The sequence below is a fragment of the Cellulosimicrobium sp. G4 BAM 1002 genome (genome assembly GCF_057126935.1).
Genome location: NZ_CP182109.1, coordinates 615,062 through 632,648, shown reverse-complemented (window position 1 = coordinate 632,648; position 17,587 = coordinate 615,062). Strand labels below are relative to the sequence as shown.

At 73.8% G+C, this 17,587-nt stretch carries 19 protein-coding genes; 6 read left to right on the top strand and 13 right to left on the bottom strand.

Annotated features, from left to right (window positions below; genetic code table 11):
- Positions 1–21 precede the first annotated feature (21 nt).
- On the top strand, positions 22–906 hold the full coding sequence (locus ACMXGY_RS02885) for an LLM class flavin-dependent oxidoreductase (RefSeq protein ID WP_483775382.1): 885 nt from the start codon (positions 22–24) through the stop codon (positions 904–906).
- Positions 907–908: 2 nt separating this feature from the next.
- Here ACMXGY_RS02885 and ACMXGY_RS02880 read toward each other — a convergent pair whose 3' ends face one another.
- The 6 genes from ACMXGY_RS02880 to ACMXGY_RS02855 form a co-directional block, all read right to left on the bottom strand.
- A complete protein-coding gene (locus tag ACMXGY_RS02880) occupies positions 909–1,187 on the bottom strand; it encodes a hypothetical protein (RefSeq protein WP_483775381.1) in 279 nt (92 codons plus the stop codon).
- 58 nt (positions 1,188–1,245) lie between these two features.
- Positions 1,246–2,310, bottom strand: a complete 1,065-nt coding sequence (locus ACMXGY_RS02875; RefSeq protein WP_483775380.1) for a GNAT family N-acetyltransferase — start codon at positions 2,308–2,310, stop codon at positions 1,246–1,248.
- Positions 2,307–3,026, bottom strand: a complete 720-nt coding sequence (gene purQ, locus ACMXGY_RS02870; protein ID WP_483775379.1) for a phosphoribosylformylglycinamidine synthase subunit PurQ — start codon at positions 3,024–3,026, stop codon at positions 2,307–2,309. Before purQ ends, ACMXGY_RS02875 begins: the two co-directional genes overlap by 4 nt.
- Positions 3,026–3,313: a phosphoribosylformylglycinamidine synthase subunit PurS gene (purS, locus tag ACMXGY_RS02865; protein WP_483775378.1), complete on the bottom strand. Its 288-nt coding sequence runs from the start codon at positions 3,311–3,313 to the stop codon at positions 3,026–3,028. Before purS ends, purQ begins: the two co-directional genes overlap by 1 nt.
- A 214-nt stretch (positions 3,314–3,527) precedes the next feature.
- Positions 3,528–4,127 (bottom strand): hypothetical protein, encoded by a 600-nt coding sequence (locus tag ACMXGY_RS02860; protein ID WP_483775377.1) that lies wholly within the window; start codon positions 4,125–4,127, stop codon positions 3,528–3,530.
- Positions 4,124–4,504 carry a PadR family transcriptional regulator gene (locus ACMXGY_RS02855; protein WP_483775376.1) on the bottom strand — a complete coding sequence of 127 codons (381 nt, stop codon included), beginning with the start codon at positions 4,502–4,504 and terminating at the stop codon, positions 4,124–4,126. The genes ACMXGY_RS02860 and ACMXGY_RS02855 overlap by 4 nt, the downstream gene beginning before the upstream one ends.
- 194 nt (positions 4,505–4,698) lie before the next feature.
- Between ACMXGY_RS02855 and ACMXGY_RS02850 the strand changes: the two genes are divergently transcribed.
- Complete coding sequence (locus tag ACMXGY_RS02850; RefSeq protein ID WP_483775375.1) at positions 4,699–5,049, top strand: HNH endonuclease signature motif containing protein; 351 nt, start codon at positions 4,699–4,701, stop codon at positions 5,047–5,049.
- A 10-nt stretch (positions 5,050–5,059) separates the two neighbouring features.
- Here ACMXGY_RS02850 and ACMXGY_RS02845 read toward each other — a convergent pair whose 3' ends face one another.
- Positions 5,060–6,004 carry a phosphoribosylaminoimidazolesuccinocarboxamide synthase gene (locus ACMXGY_RS02845; protein WP_483776772.1) on the bottom strand — a complete coding sequence of 315 codons (945 nt, stop codon included), beginning with the start codon at positions 6,002–6,004 and terminating at the stop codon, positions 5,060–5,062.
- Between the two features lie 291 nt (positions 6,005–6,295).
- Here ACMXGY_RS02845 and ACMXGY_RS02840 point away from each other — a divergent pair, with 291 nt between their 5' ends.
- The gene (locus ACMXGY_RS02840; protein ID WP_483775374.1) at positions 6,296–7,948 is read left to right on the top strand and encodes an RICIN domain-containing protein; all 1,653 of its coding nucleotides are present in this window, start codon (positions 6,296–6,298) and stop codon (positions 7,946–7,948) included.
- A 135-nt stretch (positions 7,949–8,083) separates the two neighbouring features.
- Here the strand turns inward: ACMXGY_RS02840 and purD are convergent, their stop codons facing one another.
- The gene (purD, locus tag ACMXGY_RS02835) at positions 8,084–9,406 is read right to left on the bottom strand and encodes a phosphoribosylamine--glycine ligase (RefSeq protein ID WP_483775373.1); all 1,323 of its coding nucleotides are present in this window, start codon (positions 9,404–9,406) and stop codon (positions 8,084–8,086) included.
- Positions 9,407–9,479: 73 nt separating this feature from the next.
- On the bottom strand, positions 9,480–10,766 hold the full coding sequence (locus ACMXGY_RS02830; RefSeq protein ID WP_483775372.1) for an adenylosuccinate synthase: 1,287 nt from the start codon (positions 10,764–10,766) through the stop codon (positions 9,480–9,482).
- A 358-nt stretch (positions 10,767–11,124) separates the two neighbouring features.
- Here ACMXGY_RS02830 and ACMXGY_RS02825 point away from each other — a divergent pair, with 358 nt between their 5' ends.
- Positions 11,125–11,559, top strand: coding sequence for a DUF3151 domain-containing protein (locus ACMXGY_RS02825; RefSeq protein WP_483775371.1), 435 nt, complete (start codon positions 11,125–11,127; stop codon positions 11,557–11,559).
- A gap of 58 nt (positions 11,560–11,617) precedes the next feature.
- Positions 11,618–11,980, top strand: a complete 363-nt coding sequence (locus tag ACMXGY_RS02820) for an STAS domain-containing protein (RefSeq protein ID WP_483775370.1) — start codon at positions 11,618–11,620, stop codon at positions 11,978–11,980.
- A 19-nt stretch (positions 11,981–11,999) separates the two neighbouring features.
- On the opposite strand, the gene ACMXGY_RS02815 is transcribed toward ACMXGY_RS02820, so the two are convergent.
- Complete coding sequence (locus ACMXGY_RS02815; protein WP_483775369.1) at positions 12,000–14,222, bottom strand: ATP-binding SpoIIE family protein phosphatase; 2,223 nt, start codon at positions 14,220–14,222, stop codon at positions 12,000–12,002.
- Positions 14,223–14,359: 137 nt separating this feature from the next.
- On the opposite strand from ACMXGY_RS02815, the gene ACMXGY_RS02810 reads away from it, so the two are divergent.
- On the top strand, positions 14,360–14,686 hold the full coding sequence (locus tag ACMXGY_RS02810; RefSeq protein ID WP_483775368.1) for an STAS domain-containing protein: 327 nt from the start codon (positions 14,360–14,362) through the stop codon (positions 14,684–14,686).
- Positions 14,687–14,880: 194 nt separating this feature from the next.
- Here the strand turns inward: ACMXGY_RS02810 and fbaA are convergent, their stop codons facing one another.
- The 3 genes from fbaA to ACMXGY_RS02795 all read right to left on the bottom strand — a co-directional run bounded on the left by fbaA (position 14,881) and on the right by ACMXGY_RS02795 (position 17,563).
- The gene (gene fbaA / locus ACMXGY_RS02805; RefSeq protein ID WP_483775367.1) at positions 14,881–15,903 is read right to left on the bottom strand and encodes a class II fructose-bisphosphate aldolase; all 1,023 of its coding nucleotides are present in this window, start codon (positions 15,901–15,903) and stop codon (positions 14,881–14,883) included.
- Positions 15,904–15,974: 71 nt separating this feature from the next.
- Positions 15,975–16,742 (bottom strand): TrmH family RNA methyltransferase, encoded by a 768-nt coding sequence (locus tag ACMXGY_RS02800; protein WP_483775366.1) that lies wholly within the window; start codon positions 16,740–16,742, stop codon positions 15,975–15,977.
- Complete coding sequence (locus ACMXGY_RS02795) at positions 16,721–17,563, bottom strand: SDR family oxidoreductase (RefSeq protein WP_483775365.1); 843 nt, start codon at positions 17,561–17,563, stop codon at positions 16,721–16,723. The genes ACMXGY_RS02800 and ACMXGY_RS02795 overlap by 22 nt, the downstream gene beginning before the upstream one ends.
- Between the last annotated feature and the right edge of the window lie 24 nt (positions 17,564–17,587).

Sequence of the window (17,587 nt, the reverse complement as noted above, 5' to 3'; positions counted from 1 at the left end):
GGCCCACGGCACGCTGGACGCATGACGACACCACGCCTCGACACCCGGCTCGGCATCGCGTTCGTCCCCACCCACGCACCCGAGAGCCTGCGACGGCTCGCCGTGACCGCCGAGGAGGCGGGCCTCGACGACCTGTGGGTGTGGGAGGACTGCTTCAAGCAGAGCGGCCTCACCTCGGCGGCCGCGGCGCTGGCCTGGACGGACCGCCTGCGCGTGGGTCTGGGCCTCATGCCCGCGCCGCTGCGCAGCACGGCGATCACCGCGATGGAGGTCGCGACGCTGGCCCGCATGTTCCCAGGGCGCTTCGTCCCCGGCGTCGGGCACGGCGTGCAGGCCTGGATGGGTCAGGCCGGGGTCCGGGTCGACTCACCCCTGACGCTGCTGCGCGAGCACGCCACGGCGCTGCGGCGGCTGCTCGCGGGCGAGGAGGTCACGACGTCGGGCCGGTACGTCTCGCTCGACGGCGTGCGGCTCGACTGGCCGCCCACCGAGCCCGTCCCGCTGTGGCTGGGTGGGGTCGGCCCGCGGTCGCTCGCCCTGGCGGGCGAGCTGGGCGACGGGCTGATCCTCGCGAACGCGCTGACCCCGGAGGACGTGCGGGCTGCGGTCGCGGCCGCGCACGACGGCGGTGCGCGGACCGGGTACGACGTGCACGCCACGCTCATCGCCGCGACCGGCCCGGGCGCGCAGGAGCGCCTGGACCGCGAGGTGCCGCTGTGGGGCAAGGAGCCCGGTCAAGGCATCGGCGCGGCCGGCGACGCCACGACCATCGCCGACGCGGTCCGGGCGCTGGTCACCGCGGGCGCGACCGCCGTCGCGGTCCAGCCGACCGCCGACGAACCGGACCTCGACGGGTTCGTCCGCTTCCTCGGGCGCGAGGTACGGCCGCTGGTCGCCGCGGGGTGACCTCAGCGCGTGGCGCGACGCCGCTCGCGCAGCGCGTGCACGAGCACGGCGACGGCGCTCAGGAGCGCGACGGCGGCCACGGCGAGGCCGAGCCGGACAGGAGCGGCGTACAGGTCGGCCACCTCCGCGACCGGCAGACCCCAGTCGGACGCGGTCTCGCGCACCTCGCCTGCAAGGGCCCCGACGCGGCCGGGGACGCGCGACGCGACGGCCGTCACCCACGCGAGGAGCTCCGACAAGAGCGCGCCGACCGAGTAGGCACCGGAGGCGAGAGGGATCACGCCGGACACTCTATCCAGAACGGACACCGCCGCCCAGCCCCACGGCGTCGCTGCGGCGTCAGCGCAGGCTCTTCGCGAAGCAGAGCGCGACGTCGTTCCCGTCGTCGTACGGCGGGAAGGTCAGCACCGCGCGGTAGCCGAGCGACCGGTACAGCGCGATCGCGCCGGGCTGCCGGATGCCGGTCTCGAGGAGCAGGGTCTGCGCGCCGAGCTCGCGCGCCGCGACGTCGAGCGCCAGCAGGAGGGCGCGTGCGGTCCCGGTGCGCCGTGCCTGCTCGCGCACGAAGACCTTCTTCACCTCGAGCGCGTCCCGCGGCGCACCGGGTGCCGGGCGCCGGAGCGACGCGCACCCGACGGGTTCGCCGTCGCGGACGGCGACGAGCGTCATCACGACGTCGGCACCGAGGCGCGCGTCCACGGCCTCGTACCCGCCCGCTGGGTCGAGCCCGACGAACAGCTCGGGGTAGAGCACCACGGACGAGGTCTCGTGCATCTCGCGACGCAGCGCCCGCGCGTCCGGGTCGTCCCACGCGACGGCGCGCAGCTCGAGGGCGACAGGCCGTACGGGCTGCGCCTTGCTCCCCGTCACGCGAGGAGCCGCGTGCGTCCCGAGGTCCAGGCCGAAGCAGCGCGAGAGCGCCTGCCCGGCGTAGTGGCCGTACGACTCGATCGGAACGTACCCGAGCGAGAGGTAGAGGTCGATCGACTCGGGCTGCAGCGTCCCGGTCTCGAGGACGAGACGCGCGAGACCGGCGCCGACGGCATGGTCATGGGCGGCGCGCATGACGAGGCGGGCGAACCCCCGACCGCGCGCCGCCGGATCGACGTAGAGGCGCTTGATCTCGCCGGTCTCCGGCGGGTGCGTCCCGCCGCGGCCGTCGGGCGTGCCCGAGACGTCGCGCACCGCGACGCACGCGACGGCCTCTCCGTCAGCGCGGACCACGAGGTTCGCGAGGATCGCGTCCGGCGTGAACGTGCCGGCGTCCGGCTCGCCGTAGCGCTCGGCGAGCTCGGCCTGCTGCGCCGCCTGCAGGCGAACGGCGTCGGCGTCGTCCCCGGGGACCGCCTCGACCGTGACGCGCGAGAGACCGGGCGCGCGGACGGCGTCGGGCAGGACCGTCACGGGTTGACGAGCGTGCCCAGCACCGACGTGAAGAAGCCCAGCCCGTCGGTACCGGCGCGCGGGCCGGCCTCGCTCGCCGGGCCGAAGCCCGCCTCCACCGCGTGCTCGGGGTGCGGCATGAGACCGACGACGTTGCCCGCCGCGTTGCTGATGCCCGCGATGCCGCGGCGCGACCCGTTGGGGTTGTGGCCGTCGTAGCGGAAGACGACGCGGCCCTCGGCCTCGAGCTCGTCGAGCGTGCGCTCGTCGGCGACGAACTGGCCGTCCTGGTTCTTCAGCGGGATCGTGATCCGTTGACCGGCGCTGTAGTCGCGCGTCCAGGCGGTGTCGGCGTTCTCCACGACGAGCACCTGCTCGCGGCAGACGAAGTGCAGGTGGTCGTTCTTGACCATCGACCCGGGCAGCAGGTGGGCCTCGGTGAGGACCTGGAACCCGTTGCAGATGCCGAGGACGGGCAGGCCGCCGTTGGCCGCGTCGACGATCGAGTCCATGACGGGCGCGAAGCGGCTGATCGCACCGGCGCGCAGGTAGTCGCCGTAGGAGAAGCCGCCCGGCAGGACGACCGCGTCGACACCGTGCAGGTCAGCGTCCGCGTGCCACAGCGACACGGCCTCGCCGCCGGCGAGACGCACCGCGCGCGCGGCGTCACGGTCGTCGAGCGTGCCGGGGAACGTGACGACGCCGACCTTGGCGGTCGCGAGAGCCGTCCCGGTCATCAGGCGAGGCCCTGCGAGGTGATCGTGGCGGCCGCGTCCGTCTCGATGTCCGCGACGCGCACGACGTCCTCGATCACCGGGTTCGAGAGCACCTTGACCGCAGCCTCCTCGGCGGCGGCGAGGATCTCGGGCGTCACCGGGCCGTCGACCTCGAGCTCGAACCGCTTGCCCTGACGGACGGAGGTGAACTGGGTGAAACCGAGGCGCGGCAGCGCCCCGACGACAGCCTTGCCCTGCGGGTCCAGGATCTCGGGCTTGGGCATGACCTCGACGACGACGCGTCCCACGGGGGCTCCTTGGCGAGAGTGTTCGGGAGGGCCGGGGCTCCGGGATCCCGGCCACGTCACGGGCGTCGAGGACGGCCGGGTGCGGACGAGCGGGAGCCGACGGCGGGATTCCGCGGCCATTCTACCCAGGCACGCGTGACGCCCGGACCCGTGTCCGCAAATGCTCCACGCGGTCGAGCGGCGGTCCGCCCCAGCCCGGTCCCGAAGCAGCGGGTCAGGCGTCGACGGCGCGCGGCGGGTCGACAGGGATGTTGCCCTCGAGCACGTGCTTGCGCCACGCGCGTTCGACGTACTGTCGCCGCCAGAGGAAGCCGGCGCCGGTGAAGACGCCGACGATCACGAGCGCGACCCACGGCGGGAAGATCGGGTCCCACTCACCGTGGAGCGCCCACCCGACGAGCGGCGCCCCGTACCAGGCCGCGAGCACGACCACGATGTTGAAGAGCTTGGACCGCCACGGGTAGAGCGCTCCGTGGAGATCGTCGGCGACCCACCACCAGTGCGTCGCCGGCAACCGCGCGTCGAACAGGCGGTAGAGGAGCCACCGGCCGAGCGGCGGGTGCTCGCGCCACCGCAGCCCCCACCCCGCGCGCACGAGCCCCACCGCCTCCCGCACGCCGACCCACCGGGGCGAGCGTGCGTGGTCGGACCCGGGAGCGGGCGGGACCGTGGGCCCCGCGAGGTCGAGGAGGACCGCGAGCGCCTCCTCGCCGTGGAGGTCTCGCCACCGGCGCGGGTAGGCGCGCAGCCAGAACCGGGCGGACCGCTCGTAGCGGCTGGTGCCGCCGCGCGAGGCCCGGTCCTGCGCCGTCATGCCCCGCTCCCGGCGAGATCGCCTCCGGCTCCGGGTGCGGAGCCGCGCGCGAGCGATCGTCTCGCCCGCTCGGCGAGCTCCGCGAGACGCAAGGTCTCGGCGCGGGCTGCTCGTCGTCCGCCGTCGGTCGCGCGGTAGTAGCGGCGCAACCTTCCGTCGACGACCTCCTCGCCCGCGGCCTCGACAAGGCCCGCGGACACGAGCCGGTCGAGGTTGCCGTAGAGCGTGCCGGCGCCGAGCCGGGTGCGGCCGTCGGACAGCTCGCGGACCGCCTGGATCACCGCGTACCCGTGCCGCGGCTCGCCGGTGAGGGCGAGCAGCACGAGGTACGCCTGCTCGGTCATGCGGAAGGGCGGCGAGCCGTCAGCGGCAGTCATGGTCGATATATATCGCCCGACGACCTATGGAGCAAGCCGTGCGACCTATGGAGCAAGCCGTGCGCCGTGTCGGAGGGTCGCGCTACGATCGAACATGTGTTCGAGACGCACGCTCGAGCACAGTGCGAGGGCGGAGTCCTGCCCCTTCTCCGCCCTCGCACGAACCGCACGGTCCCGAGGCAGGGAGGTCTCGCGTGGCAGCAACGACAACGGCCGGCCCGACGTCCCAACGCCCCCGAGCGCGGCCGTCGCCCCGGACCGTCGCGCGCGTCCTCACGCGCGACGAGACCTGCGCCTTCCCCGGCTGCCGCGTGCCGGCGTTCCGGTGCGACCTCGACCACGTGGTCGCACCTCGCCCCGACGCGGACGACGACGCGTGGGTGGCGGCGCAGGAGGCCGACAACCTCGTCGCCCTGTGCCGCCACCACCGTGTGGTGCGCCGTCGCGACGGCTGGCGGCCGGCGCTGCTCGCCGACGGCGCCGTGCGCTGGACCGCGCCGAGCGGCCACGTCTACGTCCGGCCGGGTGCCCTGCGCACCGCGTGAACGGGTTCGGTCACGCGAGGGTCGTGCCGGTGAGACGCTCGTAGGCCTCGAGGTAGCGGGCCCGGGTGCGCGCGACGACGTCGGCAGGCAGCGAGGGCGGCGGGGTGTCCGATGCGCGGTCCCAGCCGGAGGACGGCGACGCGAGCCAGTCGCGCACGTGCTGCTTGTCGAAGCTCGGCTGCGAGCGGCCCGGCTCCCACTGGTCCGCAGGCCAGAAGCGCGACGAGTCGGGCGTGAGCACCTCGTCTCCGAGGACCGTCTCACCCGTCGTGGGGTCGACGCCGAACTCCAGCTTCGTGTCGGCGAGGATCACGCCGCGCTCGCGCGCGATCTCGTCGGCACGCCCGTAGACCGCGAGCGTGAGGTCGCGCAGCCGCGTGGCGTCGTCGAGTCCGATCTGCGCGGCGACGACGTCGAACGAGACGTTCTCGTCGTGCTCGCCGACGGCGGCCTTCGTGGCGGGTGTGAAGATCGGCTCGGGCAGTCGCGACCCGTCGACGAGGCCGTCGGGCAGCGGCACCCCGCACACCTCGCCCCCGGCGCGGTACTCCACGAGCCCGGAGCCGGTCAGGTAACCCCGCGCGACGCACTCGACGGGGAACATCTCGAGGCGGCGGCAGATCATCGCGCGCCCGGCGACGACGTCGGGCACGAGCCCGTCGCCCGGCACGGCGGAGACGTCGGTGGACACGACGTGGTTCGGCACCAGGTCGGCGAGCTGGTCGAACCACCACAGACTGAGCTGCGTGAGGACGACGCCCTTGTCGGGGATCCCCGGCGACAGCACGTGGTCGTAGGCGCTCACGCGGTCGCTCGCGACGACGAGCACGACGTCCCCGAGCGGGTGGACGCCGCCGACCGCGGGAAGGTCGGGCTCGTAGAGGTCGCGGACCTTGCCGGAGTAGACGTGCCGCCATCCCGGCAGCTCGAGCGCGGCGGTGTCGAACGCGTCCACCTCGCCGAGCGAGAGCGCCGGTGCGGGATCCAGGGGCGTGTCGGTCACGGGCCCTAGTCTCCCACCGCCCGTCGTCACGCCCGTAATGCGTCCGAGGCGCGAGCCCCCAGGTGTTTGCTATGGTGCCTTACCATCGCATGGGAGCGCTCTCTCACCGCCGACAGAGGCTCCCGTACGGAGCAGGACGCCCCGGTTCGCGGGGCAGCAGCACGGATCAGCACGGATCAGCACCACCCGTCCGCGACGTCGCCGACCAGTGCGGCGTCGCTGTTCCGCACCACGGAGGCAAAGATGCACCACGGAAAGCTGCACCACCGTCTGACAGCGCTCGCAGGAGGGATCGGCCTGATCGCCGCCGGCGTCGGCGTCACGTCCCCGGCGTCCGCCGCGGGAGCAGTCACCCCCAGCACCGCCAGCACCGCCCGCACCGCCACGATCGCCAGCACCGCCAGCACCGCCACGATCGCCAGCACCGCCACGATCGCCTCGGCAACGGCCCTCCTCACCATCCCCACCGCAGCCGACCTGCCCTCCGGCCACGTGCGGGCTCTGACGCGCGACCTCGGCCTCGACCTCGGGGAGGTCGACGAGCGGCTCGCCCTCGACGCCGCGACCGGAGCCGTCGAACGCGCCGTCAGCGCCGAGCTCGGCACCGCCTACGCCGGCACGTGGGTCGACGCGACGGCGGGGACGCCGGTCGTCGCCGTCACCGACGCGTCCCTGCTGCCGGCCGTCGGGGCGACGGGGGCGGACGCCGTCCTCGTCGACCGCAGCCTCGACGCGCTCGACGCCACCGCGCGGGCGCTGAGCGACGCCGAGACTCCTGATGCCGTCCAGGCCTGGTACGTCGACGTGACGACGAACGTGGTCGTCGTCCAGGCGGTCGACGGACGGGCGGCCGAGTCGTTCGTCGCCGGCGCCGGCGTGGACCCCGCAGCCGTACGCACGGAGGTCGTCGCCGCCCCGTACGAGCCCGTCGCGGACGTCCGCGGCGGCGACCGGTACATCACCCGGAACCCGGGCGCGTCGTCGGGCGCGGCCTGCTCCGTCGGGTTCGCCGTCCGGGGCGGGTTCGTGACCGCCGGCCACTGCGGCTCGGCCGGCCAGGAGTCCCTCACAGCCTCCTGGGCGCGCATGGGCACGGTCCAGGCGTCGTCGTTCCCCGGCAACGACTACGCGTGGGTGCGCGTCGACGGCGGCTTCACCCCCGTCCCGCGCGTGAACAACTACGCGGGCGGCACCGTCGACGTCGCCGGCTCGGCCGAGGCTCCCGTCGGCGCGTCCGTGTGCCGCTCCGGGGCCACGACGGGCTGGCGCTGCGGCACCATCACGGCCAAGAACGTCACGGTCAACTACTCCAACGGGCCGGTCTACGGTCTCGTCTCGATGACAGCGTGCGCGGAGGGCGGCGACTCCGGCGGCTCGGTCGTCTCGGGGAACCAGGCGCAGGGCGTCATGTCCGGGGCCGGCGGGAACTGCAGCAACGGTGGGAACTCGATCTACCAGCCGCTGCGACCGATCCTCGACGTCTACGGGCTCTCGCTCGTGACCACGGGCGGCGCGTCGGCGACCGCGCTCGTCGGGCTGGCGGGCAAGTGCATCGACGTCCCCGGATCGGACTTCAGCGACGGCAAGCGGCTGCAGCTGTGGACGTGCAACGGCACGAGCGCCCAGCGTTGGACGTTCGAGCCCGACGGGACGGTCCGCGCCGGGGGCAAGTGCATGGACGTCGCCGGGGCGAGCACCGCGGACGGCACGGCAGTGCAGCTCGCGAACTGCAGCGGCAACCCGGCCCAGCAGTTCGTCCTGAGCGGCGCGGGCGACCTCGTGTCCGTGCTCGCGAACAAGTGTGTCGACGTACCGGGCAGCAACAGCAACGACGGCACGAAGCTCCAGATCTGGACGTGCAACGGCACGGCGGCCCAGAAGTGGCACCGCGCCTGACAATCATCCCCAGGCGCGCCGAGCACGACGTTGCTGTCGTCAACGCTCGCAGAACGACAGCAACGTCGTGCTCGGCAGCGAGGAACCTCGTTCTCGGCGGCGGCGACGCGGCACGTCAGGCCCGACGGCGCCGTGTCAACCGGCGAGGGTGACCTCGCCCGCGGCGGCCTTGGCCGCGATGTCGGTGCGGTGGTGCGAGCCGGGGAGCACGATGCGCTCGACCGCGGCATACGCCCGACGACGCGCCTCGGCCAGGTCGGCCCCGCGCGCCACGACCGACAGCACGCGGCCGCCCGAGGCGACCAGTCCGCCGTCGTCCGCGCGCGCGGTCCCCGCGTGGAGCACGTGCACGCCCTCGACGTCCTCGGCGTCTTCGATGCCCGTGATCGGGTCGCCGCCGCGCACCGCGCCCGGGTACCCGTGGGCGGCGACGACCACCGTGACCGACGCGTCGTCGTGCCAGCGCAGCGAGCCGATCTCGGCGAGGCGGCCCTGCGCCGCCGCGAGCATCACGGCGGACAGCGGCGTCGCGAGGCGCGTGAGCACCGACTGCGTCTCCGGGTCGCCGAACCGCGCGTTGAACTCGACGACGCGCGTGCCGCGGCTCGTCAGCGCTAGCCCCACGTACAGGACCCCGACGAACGGCGTCCCGCGCCGCGCCATCTCGTCGATCGTCGGCTGCGCGACGCGCGTGACGACCTCGTCGACCAGACCCTCGGGCGCCCACGGGAGCGGGCTGTAGGCGCCCATGCCGCCCGTGTTGGGGCCGGCGTCGGCGTCGAACGCGCGCTTGAAGTCCTGGGCCGGGGCGAGCGGGAGGACGGTCGCGCCGTCGCTGATGCAGAACAGCGACACCTCGGGGCCGTCGAGGTACTCCTCCACGACGACGCGCGGGTCCTCGGGCGAGCCGTCCGGCCCGACGCGCGGCGACGCGAAGCACGCCGCCGCGTGCTCGAGCGCCGCCTGGCGGTCATCCGTGACGACGACACCCTTTCCAGCGGCCAGACCGTCGTCCTTGATGACGTAGGGCGGGCCGAACGCGTCGACCGCGGCGGCGACCTCGTCGACGTCGGCGCACACGTGCGCGAGCGCCGTCGGGACCGACGCCGAGGCCATGACGTCCTTCGCGAAGGCCTTGGAGCCCTCGAGGCGGGCGGCCTCCGCCCCCGGCCCGAACACCGGGATCCCGGCCTCGCGCACCGCGTCGCCGACACCCGCGACGAGCGGCGCCTCCGGCCCGACGACGACGAGGTCGACGGCGAGCCGCGTCGCGAGCGCGGTCACCGCGGCGCCGTCGTTCTGGTCCACCGCATGGAGCGTCGCGAGCGCGCCGATGCCCGGGTTCCCGGGCGCGCCGTGGAGCTCGTGCGGGTCCGCTCCCGTGCGGTCGGCCTCGTGCGCGAGGGTGTGGACGATGGCGTGCTCGCGGGCACCGGTCCCGACGACGAGGATCTTCACGGGCGCCGAGTCTACCGAGACGGCCCGGGCGCCCCTCGGGGCGTCCGGGCCGTGGTCGGCGGTACGAGGCTCGTCAGTGGATGAGGTCGTGGCGCGGGATGATCGCGTCGCGGCTCGGGCCGACGCCGATCGCCGAGACGCGCGTCCCCGACATCTCCTCGAGCGCGAGGACGTAGCGCTGCGCGTTGACGGGAAGGTCCTCAAAGGTGCGGGCGCCGGAGATGTCCTCCCACCAGCCGTCGAGCTCCTCGTAGATCGGCTTCGCGTGGTGGAACGCGGTCTGGTCGAGGGGCATCTCGTCGTAGCGGACGCCGTCGACGTCGTACGCGACGCACACGGGCACCTTCTCGAAGCCCGTGAGGATGTCGAGCTTGGTGAGCACCATGTCCGTGATGCCGTTGACGCGGGTCGCGTAGCGCGCGATGACGGAGTCGTACCAGCCGCAGCGGCGCGCGCGACCCGTCGTCACGCCGTACTCGCCGCCCTGCTTGAGCAGGTACTCGCCGTTCGCGTCGAACAGCTCGGTGGGGAACGGGCCCTCGCCCACGCGGGTCGTGTAGGCCTTGATGACCCCGATGACGGAGCTGATGCGCGTCGGCCCGACGCCCGACCCCGTGAGGGCGCCACCGGCCGTCGCGTTGGACGACGTCACGAACGGGTAGGTGCCGTGGTCGACGTCGAGCATGGTCGCCTGCCCGCCCTCGAACAGGACGTTCTTGCCGGCGTCGAGCGCCTTGTTCAGCTCGAGCGCCGTGTCGGCCACCATCGGCTTGAGGCGCTCGGCGTACTGGAGCAGCTCGGCGACGGTCTCGTCGACCGTGATCGCGCGGCGGTTGTAGACCTTGACCAGCAGGTGGTTCTTCTGGTCGAGCGAGCCCTCGATCTTCTCGGCGAGGATCTTCTCGTCGAACAGGTCCCAGATGCGGATGCCGACGCGGTTGATCTTGTCCGCGTACGCCGGGCCGATGCCCCGCCCGGTCGTGCCGATGCGACGCTTGCCGAGGAACCGCTCGCTCACCTTGTCGATCGTGCGGTGGTACCCCGCGATGACGTGCGCGGACCCCGAGACGAGCAGGCGGGAGACGTCCACACCGCGCGAGATCAGGTCGTCGAGCTCCTGGAACAGGACCTCGATGTCCACGACGACGCCGTTCGCGATGACCGGCGTGACGCCCGGGGACAGGATGCCCGACGGCAGCAGGTGGAGCGCGTACTTCTCGTCCCCGATGACGACCGTGTGCCCGGCGTTGTTGCCGCCGTTGAACTTGACCACGTAGTCGACTCGGGACCCGAGCAGGTCGGTCGCCTTGCCCTTGCCCTCATCGCCCCACTGGGCACCGACGAGCACCACGCCTGGCATGGAATCCCCACTTTCGCACTGCCTGTTCCTCGGGCCGGTCATGGTCGGGGGCGCACCGGCGTCCGGAGCGGCGCGGGCAGGTCGTGCCCGACGGCGCAGGGCCCGCGGGCCCGAGGCGTCACCCGGGCGGCAGTCACCCGGGGACCGGCGCCGAGTTTACCGGTCCAACGACCGATATTGACCTTCCGGGCGCCGCTGGTCCACGGCGCGCCGTCGCGTCCTCCGCCGAACCCGGGGTTGCGGGCCACCCATTCCGCCGAACCCGGACTTTCGCGTCACGGGAAGCCCGTCGTGCCGTGTAGCCCCGGGTTCGGCGGTGGCTCGTGCCCCCGAACCCCGGGTTGGGCACAATGGCCCCATGAGCGACTCCCACGCGAACCTCCTCGACGGCCCCGCACCCGTCCGCCTGCCCGACGACTTCGCCGCCGTCCGTGAGGCGATCGCCGCCGACGGCGACCCGTACGAGATCGCGGGGCGGTACCCGTCGAGCTCGCTCGCGTGGGCGCACCTCGCGGAGGACTTCCTCCACGAGAACGGGTCGAAGGGTGCCGTCACCGCGTACGCGTTCGCGCGCACCGGCTACCACCGCGGCCTCGACTCGCTGCGTCGGGCCGGGTGGCGCGGCCAGGGGCCGATCCCGGCGGACCACGTCCCCAACCAGGGCTTCCTCCGCTCGCTGCTCGCGCTCGCCGAGTGCGCCGCGTACATCGGCGAGGTCGACGAGGCGCAGCGGTGCGAGCAGTTCCTGCGCGACTCGGGCACGTCGGCCGACGAGGTCCGCGCCCTGCGCTGACGAGCGCGCGCACGGCCCGGACGGGCGGCCCACCCGGGCGCCGATTAGAGTCGACCGCATGATCGAGATCGCCACGTCCCCCGCGACGACGACCCTCGTCATCGCGGGTGATCTCGACCTCGCCGAGCGCGACCAGTTCCCCGAGATCGCCGCCCGGGTCGTCGGCCTGCGCCGTCAGCTCCTGGTCATCGACATGTGCCGCGTGACGTTCATGGACTCCACCGGGGCGGCGTTTCTCATCTCGCTCGCCGACGCCGGTCGCAAGCGCGGCGGCGCGACCGTCCTGCGCGGCTGCGACGACCGCGACCTCTTCGTGCTCGAGGTCTGCGGCGCGCTCGAGCTGTTCCGGATCGACGCCGACCACCGCTGCGAGCCCGCGACGCCGCCGTCCGGCTTCGCGAAGGTCGAGCCCCCGGCCTGACGTCGGCCCTGCCGACCGGCTATCGCCCGGAGGGCCGCAGCGTCGCCCACACGAGCTTGCCGGACGCCGTCGGCCGCCAGCCCCAGTCGGCGAGCCGCTCGACGATCTGCATGCCGAACCCGCCCATGCGGTTCGGGTGACCGTCCGTGGGCACCGGCGGCGCCGGGTTGGAGTCCTCGACCTCGACACGGATCCCGTCGCCGGTGTCGAACAGACGCAGCGCCAGGTGCCCCCACCCGTGCAGCACGCCGTTCGCCACGAGCTCCGACACGACGAGCTCCGCGTTCGCGCTGTCCTGGACGCCCCACGCCTGGCACGTGCGCACGACGGCGTGCCGCGCGCGCCCGATCGACGCCGGCTCGCTCGGCAGCAGCCACCGGCGGCTGCGCGGGCTCAGCACGACCGCCGACGGGTCGTGCACCGGGTCCGGGATGCGCACGACGACGAGCGCCACGTCGTCCTCGGGCGCGTCGGCGAGGCGCGACAGCAGCTCCTCGCCCACGCCGGCGGCGTCGACGGCGGTGACGGCCGCGGTCGCGGCGACGAGGGCGTCGAGCCCGACCCGGAGCGCGCGGTCGCGGCGCTCGATGAGCCCGTCGGTGTAGAAGACGAGCGTGTCGCCCGGCCGCAGGGTCGCGACGCCGGTCGACCGGCTGCGCCCCCCGAAGCCGACGAGCGCGCCGCCGGCGTCGTCCAGCTGGGTCACCGTGCCCTCGCGCAGCAGGAGCGGCGGCAGGTGCCCGGCGCGCGAGTACTCGATGCGCCACGCGTCGGTCGGCTCCTCCGCGTCGGGCTGCGTGAGGGCCGCGTAGACGAGGCTCGCCGACCGGGGGATGCGCATCCCCTGCACGAGCTGGTCGACGCGCTCCAGCACGGGCCCGGGCGTCGTGAGCTCGTACGCGTAGGAGCGCACGACCGAGCGCAGCTGGCCCATCGCGGCGGCCGCCTCGACGTCGTGCCCCACCACGTCCCCGATGACGAGCCCGACGACGTCGGGCGCGATCTGCAGGACGTCGTACCAGTCGCCGCCCACCTGTGCGTGCTCGGAGTTCGGCGCGTAGTACGTCCACACGTCGAGCCCGGTGACGTCGGCCTGCTCGGGGAGCATCGCGCGCTGCAGGGTCTCCGCGAGGCGGTGCTCGCGCGCGTACAGGCGCACGTTGTCGATGGCCGCGCCCGCGCGCCGTGCGATGACCTGCAGGAGCGTGCGGACGCCGCCGCGCCCCTCGGTGTCCGGGCCCAGCGGGCCGTCCGGCGCTCCCGGGGCCTCGCCCGTGACGAGGAGCCCGAGGATGCGCCGACGGCCGGGGACCGCGGAGACCGTCACGACCTCGGGCCGGTGCCCGAGGCCGCCCAGCCGGTGCAGCAGGTCGCGCTGGAGCCAGCCCGACGCGGACCACTGGGGGTAGCTCGACGACAGGTCGAGCGTCACGGGACCTTCGATCCGGCCGTCGAGGACGTCCTGCACGCGGTCGGGCACGTCCACGAGCCGCGCCCGCGGGGTCGAGGCGCTCTCGGTCGCCGCGTCACCCAGCGCGTCGGTGTCCTGGATCCCCGACATCGAGGGGTGCGCCCCGGGCGTGTACCGGCCGTGGCGCTGGCCACGACCGCTCGGCGGCGCCGCGGTGTCCACGCCCTCGGCGAACCGGAGACCGTCGTCGTTGAGGTAGAACCCCGACCAGTCGACGACGTACCCCGTGAGGAGCGCCGTGATGTCGCGCAGCGCGTAGGGCTGGTCGAGGTCGGCCAGGAGGTCCGACGTGCGCGCGACGACGTCGAGCACCGCCCGCTCTCGCCGCTCGTGCGCGAGCGAGGCGACCTGGTCGGCGTAGCGCTCGAGGTGCTCGGAGACGTCCACCTGCACGCCGACCCAGTGGGTGACCTCACCGCTCTGGTCGGTCAGGGGGGCGAGCGACAGCTGGCTCCACACCGGCGCGCCGTCGCGTCGCAGCGCGCGGACCGTGTGCGTGACCTCCCGCTCCGCGACGATCGCCTCGCGCAGCGACTCCGCGTCCACGGGCTCGCTGAGGAGCGCCTCGAGGACGTGCGGGCTGCGGCCCACGAGCTCCGCCGCGGAGAATCCCGTCTGCCGCTCGAACGCCCGGTTCACCCAGACGATCGGCATCTCGGCCGACCGGGGTCCGGTGACGAACATCGCGACGCCGGCGCCCTCCATCGCACGCGTGCAGAGCTCCTGGACGTGCGCGGGCAGGTCGGTGCCGAGTCCCGGCGAGCCGCCCATCGTCACCTCCGGCAGTTCGTGCGTGGGCGGTCTGGCTTCCCACGCATCGGTCGCGTTACTGTCCCGACTGGACATTCAACCGTAGATTGGTGCTTCCCGAGACCGGAACCGGTCCGGATCCGCGGAAAGGAGAGCCGGTGCGCGAAGGAACATCCTCGGCCGCCGACCGTCCGGTCGGCATCGCCGGCGAGCCCGCACGAGCGGGCGACCCGGCAAGCGTGCACGTCATCGTGGGGACGTCGCGCGCGCGCATCGTGCTCTCGGGCGAGATCGACGCCGACCTGGGCGCGGACCTCCAGGAGGCGACCGCCGCGGCGGAGGACTCCGGTCTGCCGGTCGAGATCGACGCGCACCACGTCACGTTCATGGACTCCTCCGGCGTGGCGTTCCTCGCCCGTCGCGCGGTCCGCACCGCGTGCGGGTCCTGCGCGCACCGCCGACCGTCCGGTTCCTCCTCGAGGTGACCCGCATCGGCGAGCTCCTCGACATCGTGGACGTCGACCCCGGCTTCGACATCGAGGAGCGCCCGGGCGGCACGCCCACGCCGGGCTGACGCGCGGCGTCGCACTCCTCAGAGACGACGAAGGCCCCGGTCCGTAGGGACCGGGGCCTTCGCGCGAGCACGGCCGACGCCGGGCGCCGGCTCAGGCCGCGAGCGTCAGCGGAGCTTGTTGCCCGCCGAGCGCAGCTGCTGCGACGCCTCGACGATGCGGGCGGCCATGCCGGCCTCGGCGAGCTTGCCCCACGCGCGCGGGTCGTACGCCTTCTTGTTGCCGACCTCGCCGTCGATCTTCAGCACGCCGTCGTAGTTCGAGAACATGTGGCCGACGACCGGGCGCGTGAACGCGTACTGCGTGTCCGTGTCGATGTTCATCTTGATGACGCCGTTGTCGACAGCCTCGGAGATCTCCTCGGCCGTCGAGCCGGAGCCGCCGTGGAACACGAGGTCGAACGGGTTCTCCTTGCCGACCTCGGCGCCGACGCCGTCCTGGATCTCCTTGAGGAGCGACGGGCGGAGCTTGACGGCACCCGGCTTGTACACACCGTGCACGTTGCCGAAGGTCAGCGCCGTGAGGTAGCGGCCCTTCTCGCCCGTGCCGAGCGCGCGGACCGTCGCGAGACCGTCCTCGACCGTCGTGTAGAGCTTGTCGTTGATCGCGGCCTCGTGGCCGTCCTCCTCACCACCGACGACGCCCACCTCGATCTCGAGGATGGTGTTCGCGGCGACCGAGAGCGCGAGGAGCTCCTCGGCGATCTGGAGGTTCTCGTCGAGCGGCACGGACGAGCCGTCCCACATGTGCGACTGGAAGGTCGGCAGGCCGCCGTTCTTCACCTGCTCCGCCTCGAGGGCGAGCAGCGGGCGGACCCAGGAGTCGAGGTTCTGCTTGGCGCAGTGGTCCGTGTGGATCGCGATCTGCACGGGGTAGTTCTTCGCGACCTCGGCCGCGTACGCCGCGAGGGCGAGGGAGCCCGTGACGCGGTCCTTGATCGTCGCGCCCGAGCCGTACTCGGCGCCACCCACCGAGACCTGGATGATGCCGTCGGACTCCGCCTCGGCGAAGCCCTGGAGCGCGGCGGTGATGGTCTGCGACGACGTGATGTTGACGGCCGGGTAGGCGAACTTGCCTGCCTTCGCCCGGTCGATCATGTCGGCGTAGACCTCGGGGGTTGCGATGGGCATGCGGAGCTCCTGGGGAGTCGTGCGGGGTGGTTGTTGTCAGGCAAAGTCTGGCACGGATGCCTCGGAGGCCGTCAGGGCCGTTCGACCCGTGGTCCTCCGGCGTCCGCGCTGCCCCCGTGGACGCGCGCCCAGGCGTGCATCGCGATCGCGCCCGCGGCGCCCGCGTTGATCGAGCGCGTCGACCCGTGCTGCGTGATGTGCAGGACGTCGCGGCACGCCTCGACCGCCTCCGCGGTCAGGCCGGACGACTCCTGGCCGAGCAGCAGCACGCACGACGGCGGGAGCGGGTACCCCTCGATCGGCACCGAGCCCGGGAGGTTGTCGACGCCGAGCAGGGGCAGCCCCGCGTCGGCGGCCCACGCGGCCAGCTCGGCGACGGAGGCGTGGTGGTGCACGTGCAGGTAGCGGTCCGTGACCATCGCGCCGCGCCGGTTCCAGCGCCGTCGGCCGACGACGTGGACGCCTGCCACGTTGAACGCGTTGGCCGTGCGCACGACCGAGCCGATGTTGAGGTCGTGGGCCCAGTTCTCGATCGCGACGTGCAGCGAGCGGGCCGGGTCGCGCCGTGCGTCCAGGTCCGCGACGACCGCCTCGACCGTCCAGTACCGGTAGGCGTCGACGACGTTGCGGCGGTCCCCGTGGGCGAGCAGCTCGGGGTCGTACCGGGGGTCGATCGCCGTCGCCCCCGGTGGCCCCGCGGGGTCGGGCACGCGCGGCCAGGCGTCGGGCCCGCCGGGCCACGGGCCCACCCCGACCTCCCGCTCCGCGTCGTCCCGCGGCGCGTCGCCCGCCGGGGCGTCGTTCTCCGAGGCGCCCGTCACGGACGGCTCACGAGCCATGCGCGGTAGGTGAGCGTCCCGTAGCGGCGGTCCGGCACGAGGTTGTGCCCGGCCCGGAAGAACGCGCCGAGCGCGCCGGGCAGCGGGACGCCGACGACCGGCCGCCGCGACCCGTGCGCTGCCCGCCACGCGCGTGCCATCGCACGGGAGTCGAGGATCTCCGGTCCACCGATCGTCACCGTCCTGGCGTCCGGTCCGGGGCCCGGGAGCCCGCCCTCGGGGGGCGTCCCCTCGGCGGCGTCGACGAGCGCACGCGCGACGTCGACGAGCGCGATCGGCTGGAACCGCACACCCCGGGGCACGGGCAGCAGCCCGAGCCGCGCCCAGCGCCCCAGGCGACCGTCGCGGCCGAGGAAGATCTCGAGGAACTCGTGGAACTGCGTCGCCCGGACGATCGTGGTGGTCGTGCCGCGCTCGGCGAGGATCCGCTCCTGCTCCGTCTTGGCGCGGTAGTAGCCGTAGTCGGCGCGGTCCACGTTCGCGATCGAGAGCACGACGACGCGCCCGACGCGCGCACGACCGGCCGCGTCCGCGAGACGAGGCGCACCGACGGTGAAGACCCGCATCGCACCCGGTGTCTGGCCGTTGCTCGCGTCGACCACCGCGTCCGCGCCCGCGAGCGCCGCGTCCAGGGCCCGGGAGACCGCCGCCTCGTCGGCCGCGAGGAGGTCCACGCGGTGGTGCGTCGCACCGGGTGGAAGCGCCCCGTCGTCGGGCACGTGCCGGGACAGGACCAGCACCTCGTGGCCGCGCGCCACAGCCTCCTCGACGACGGCGCGGCCCGCCGCGCCCGTGCCGCCCACCACCGCGATCGTCGCCATGCCGGACATTCTGCCCCGGCGTCC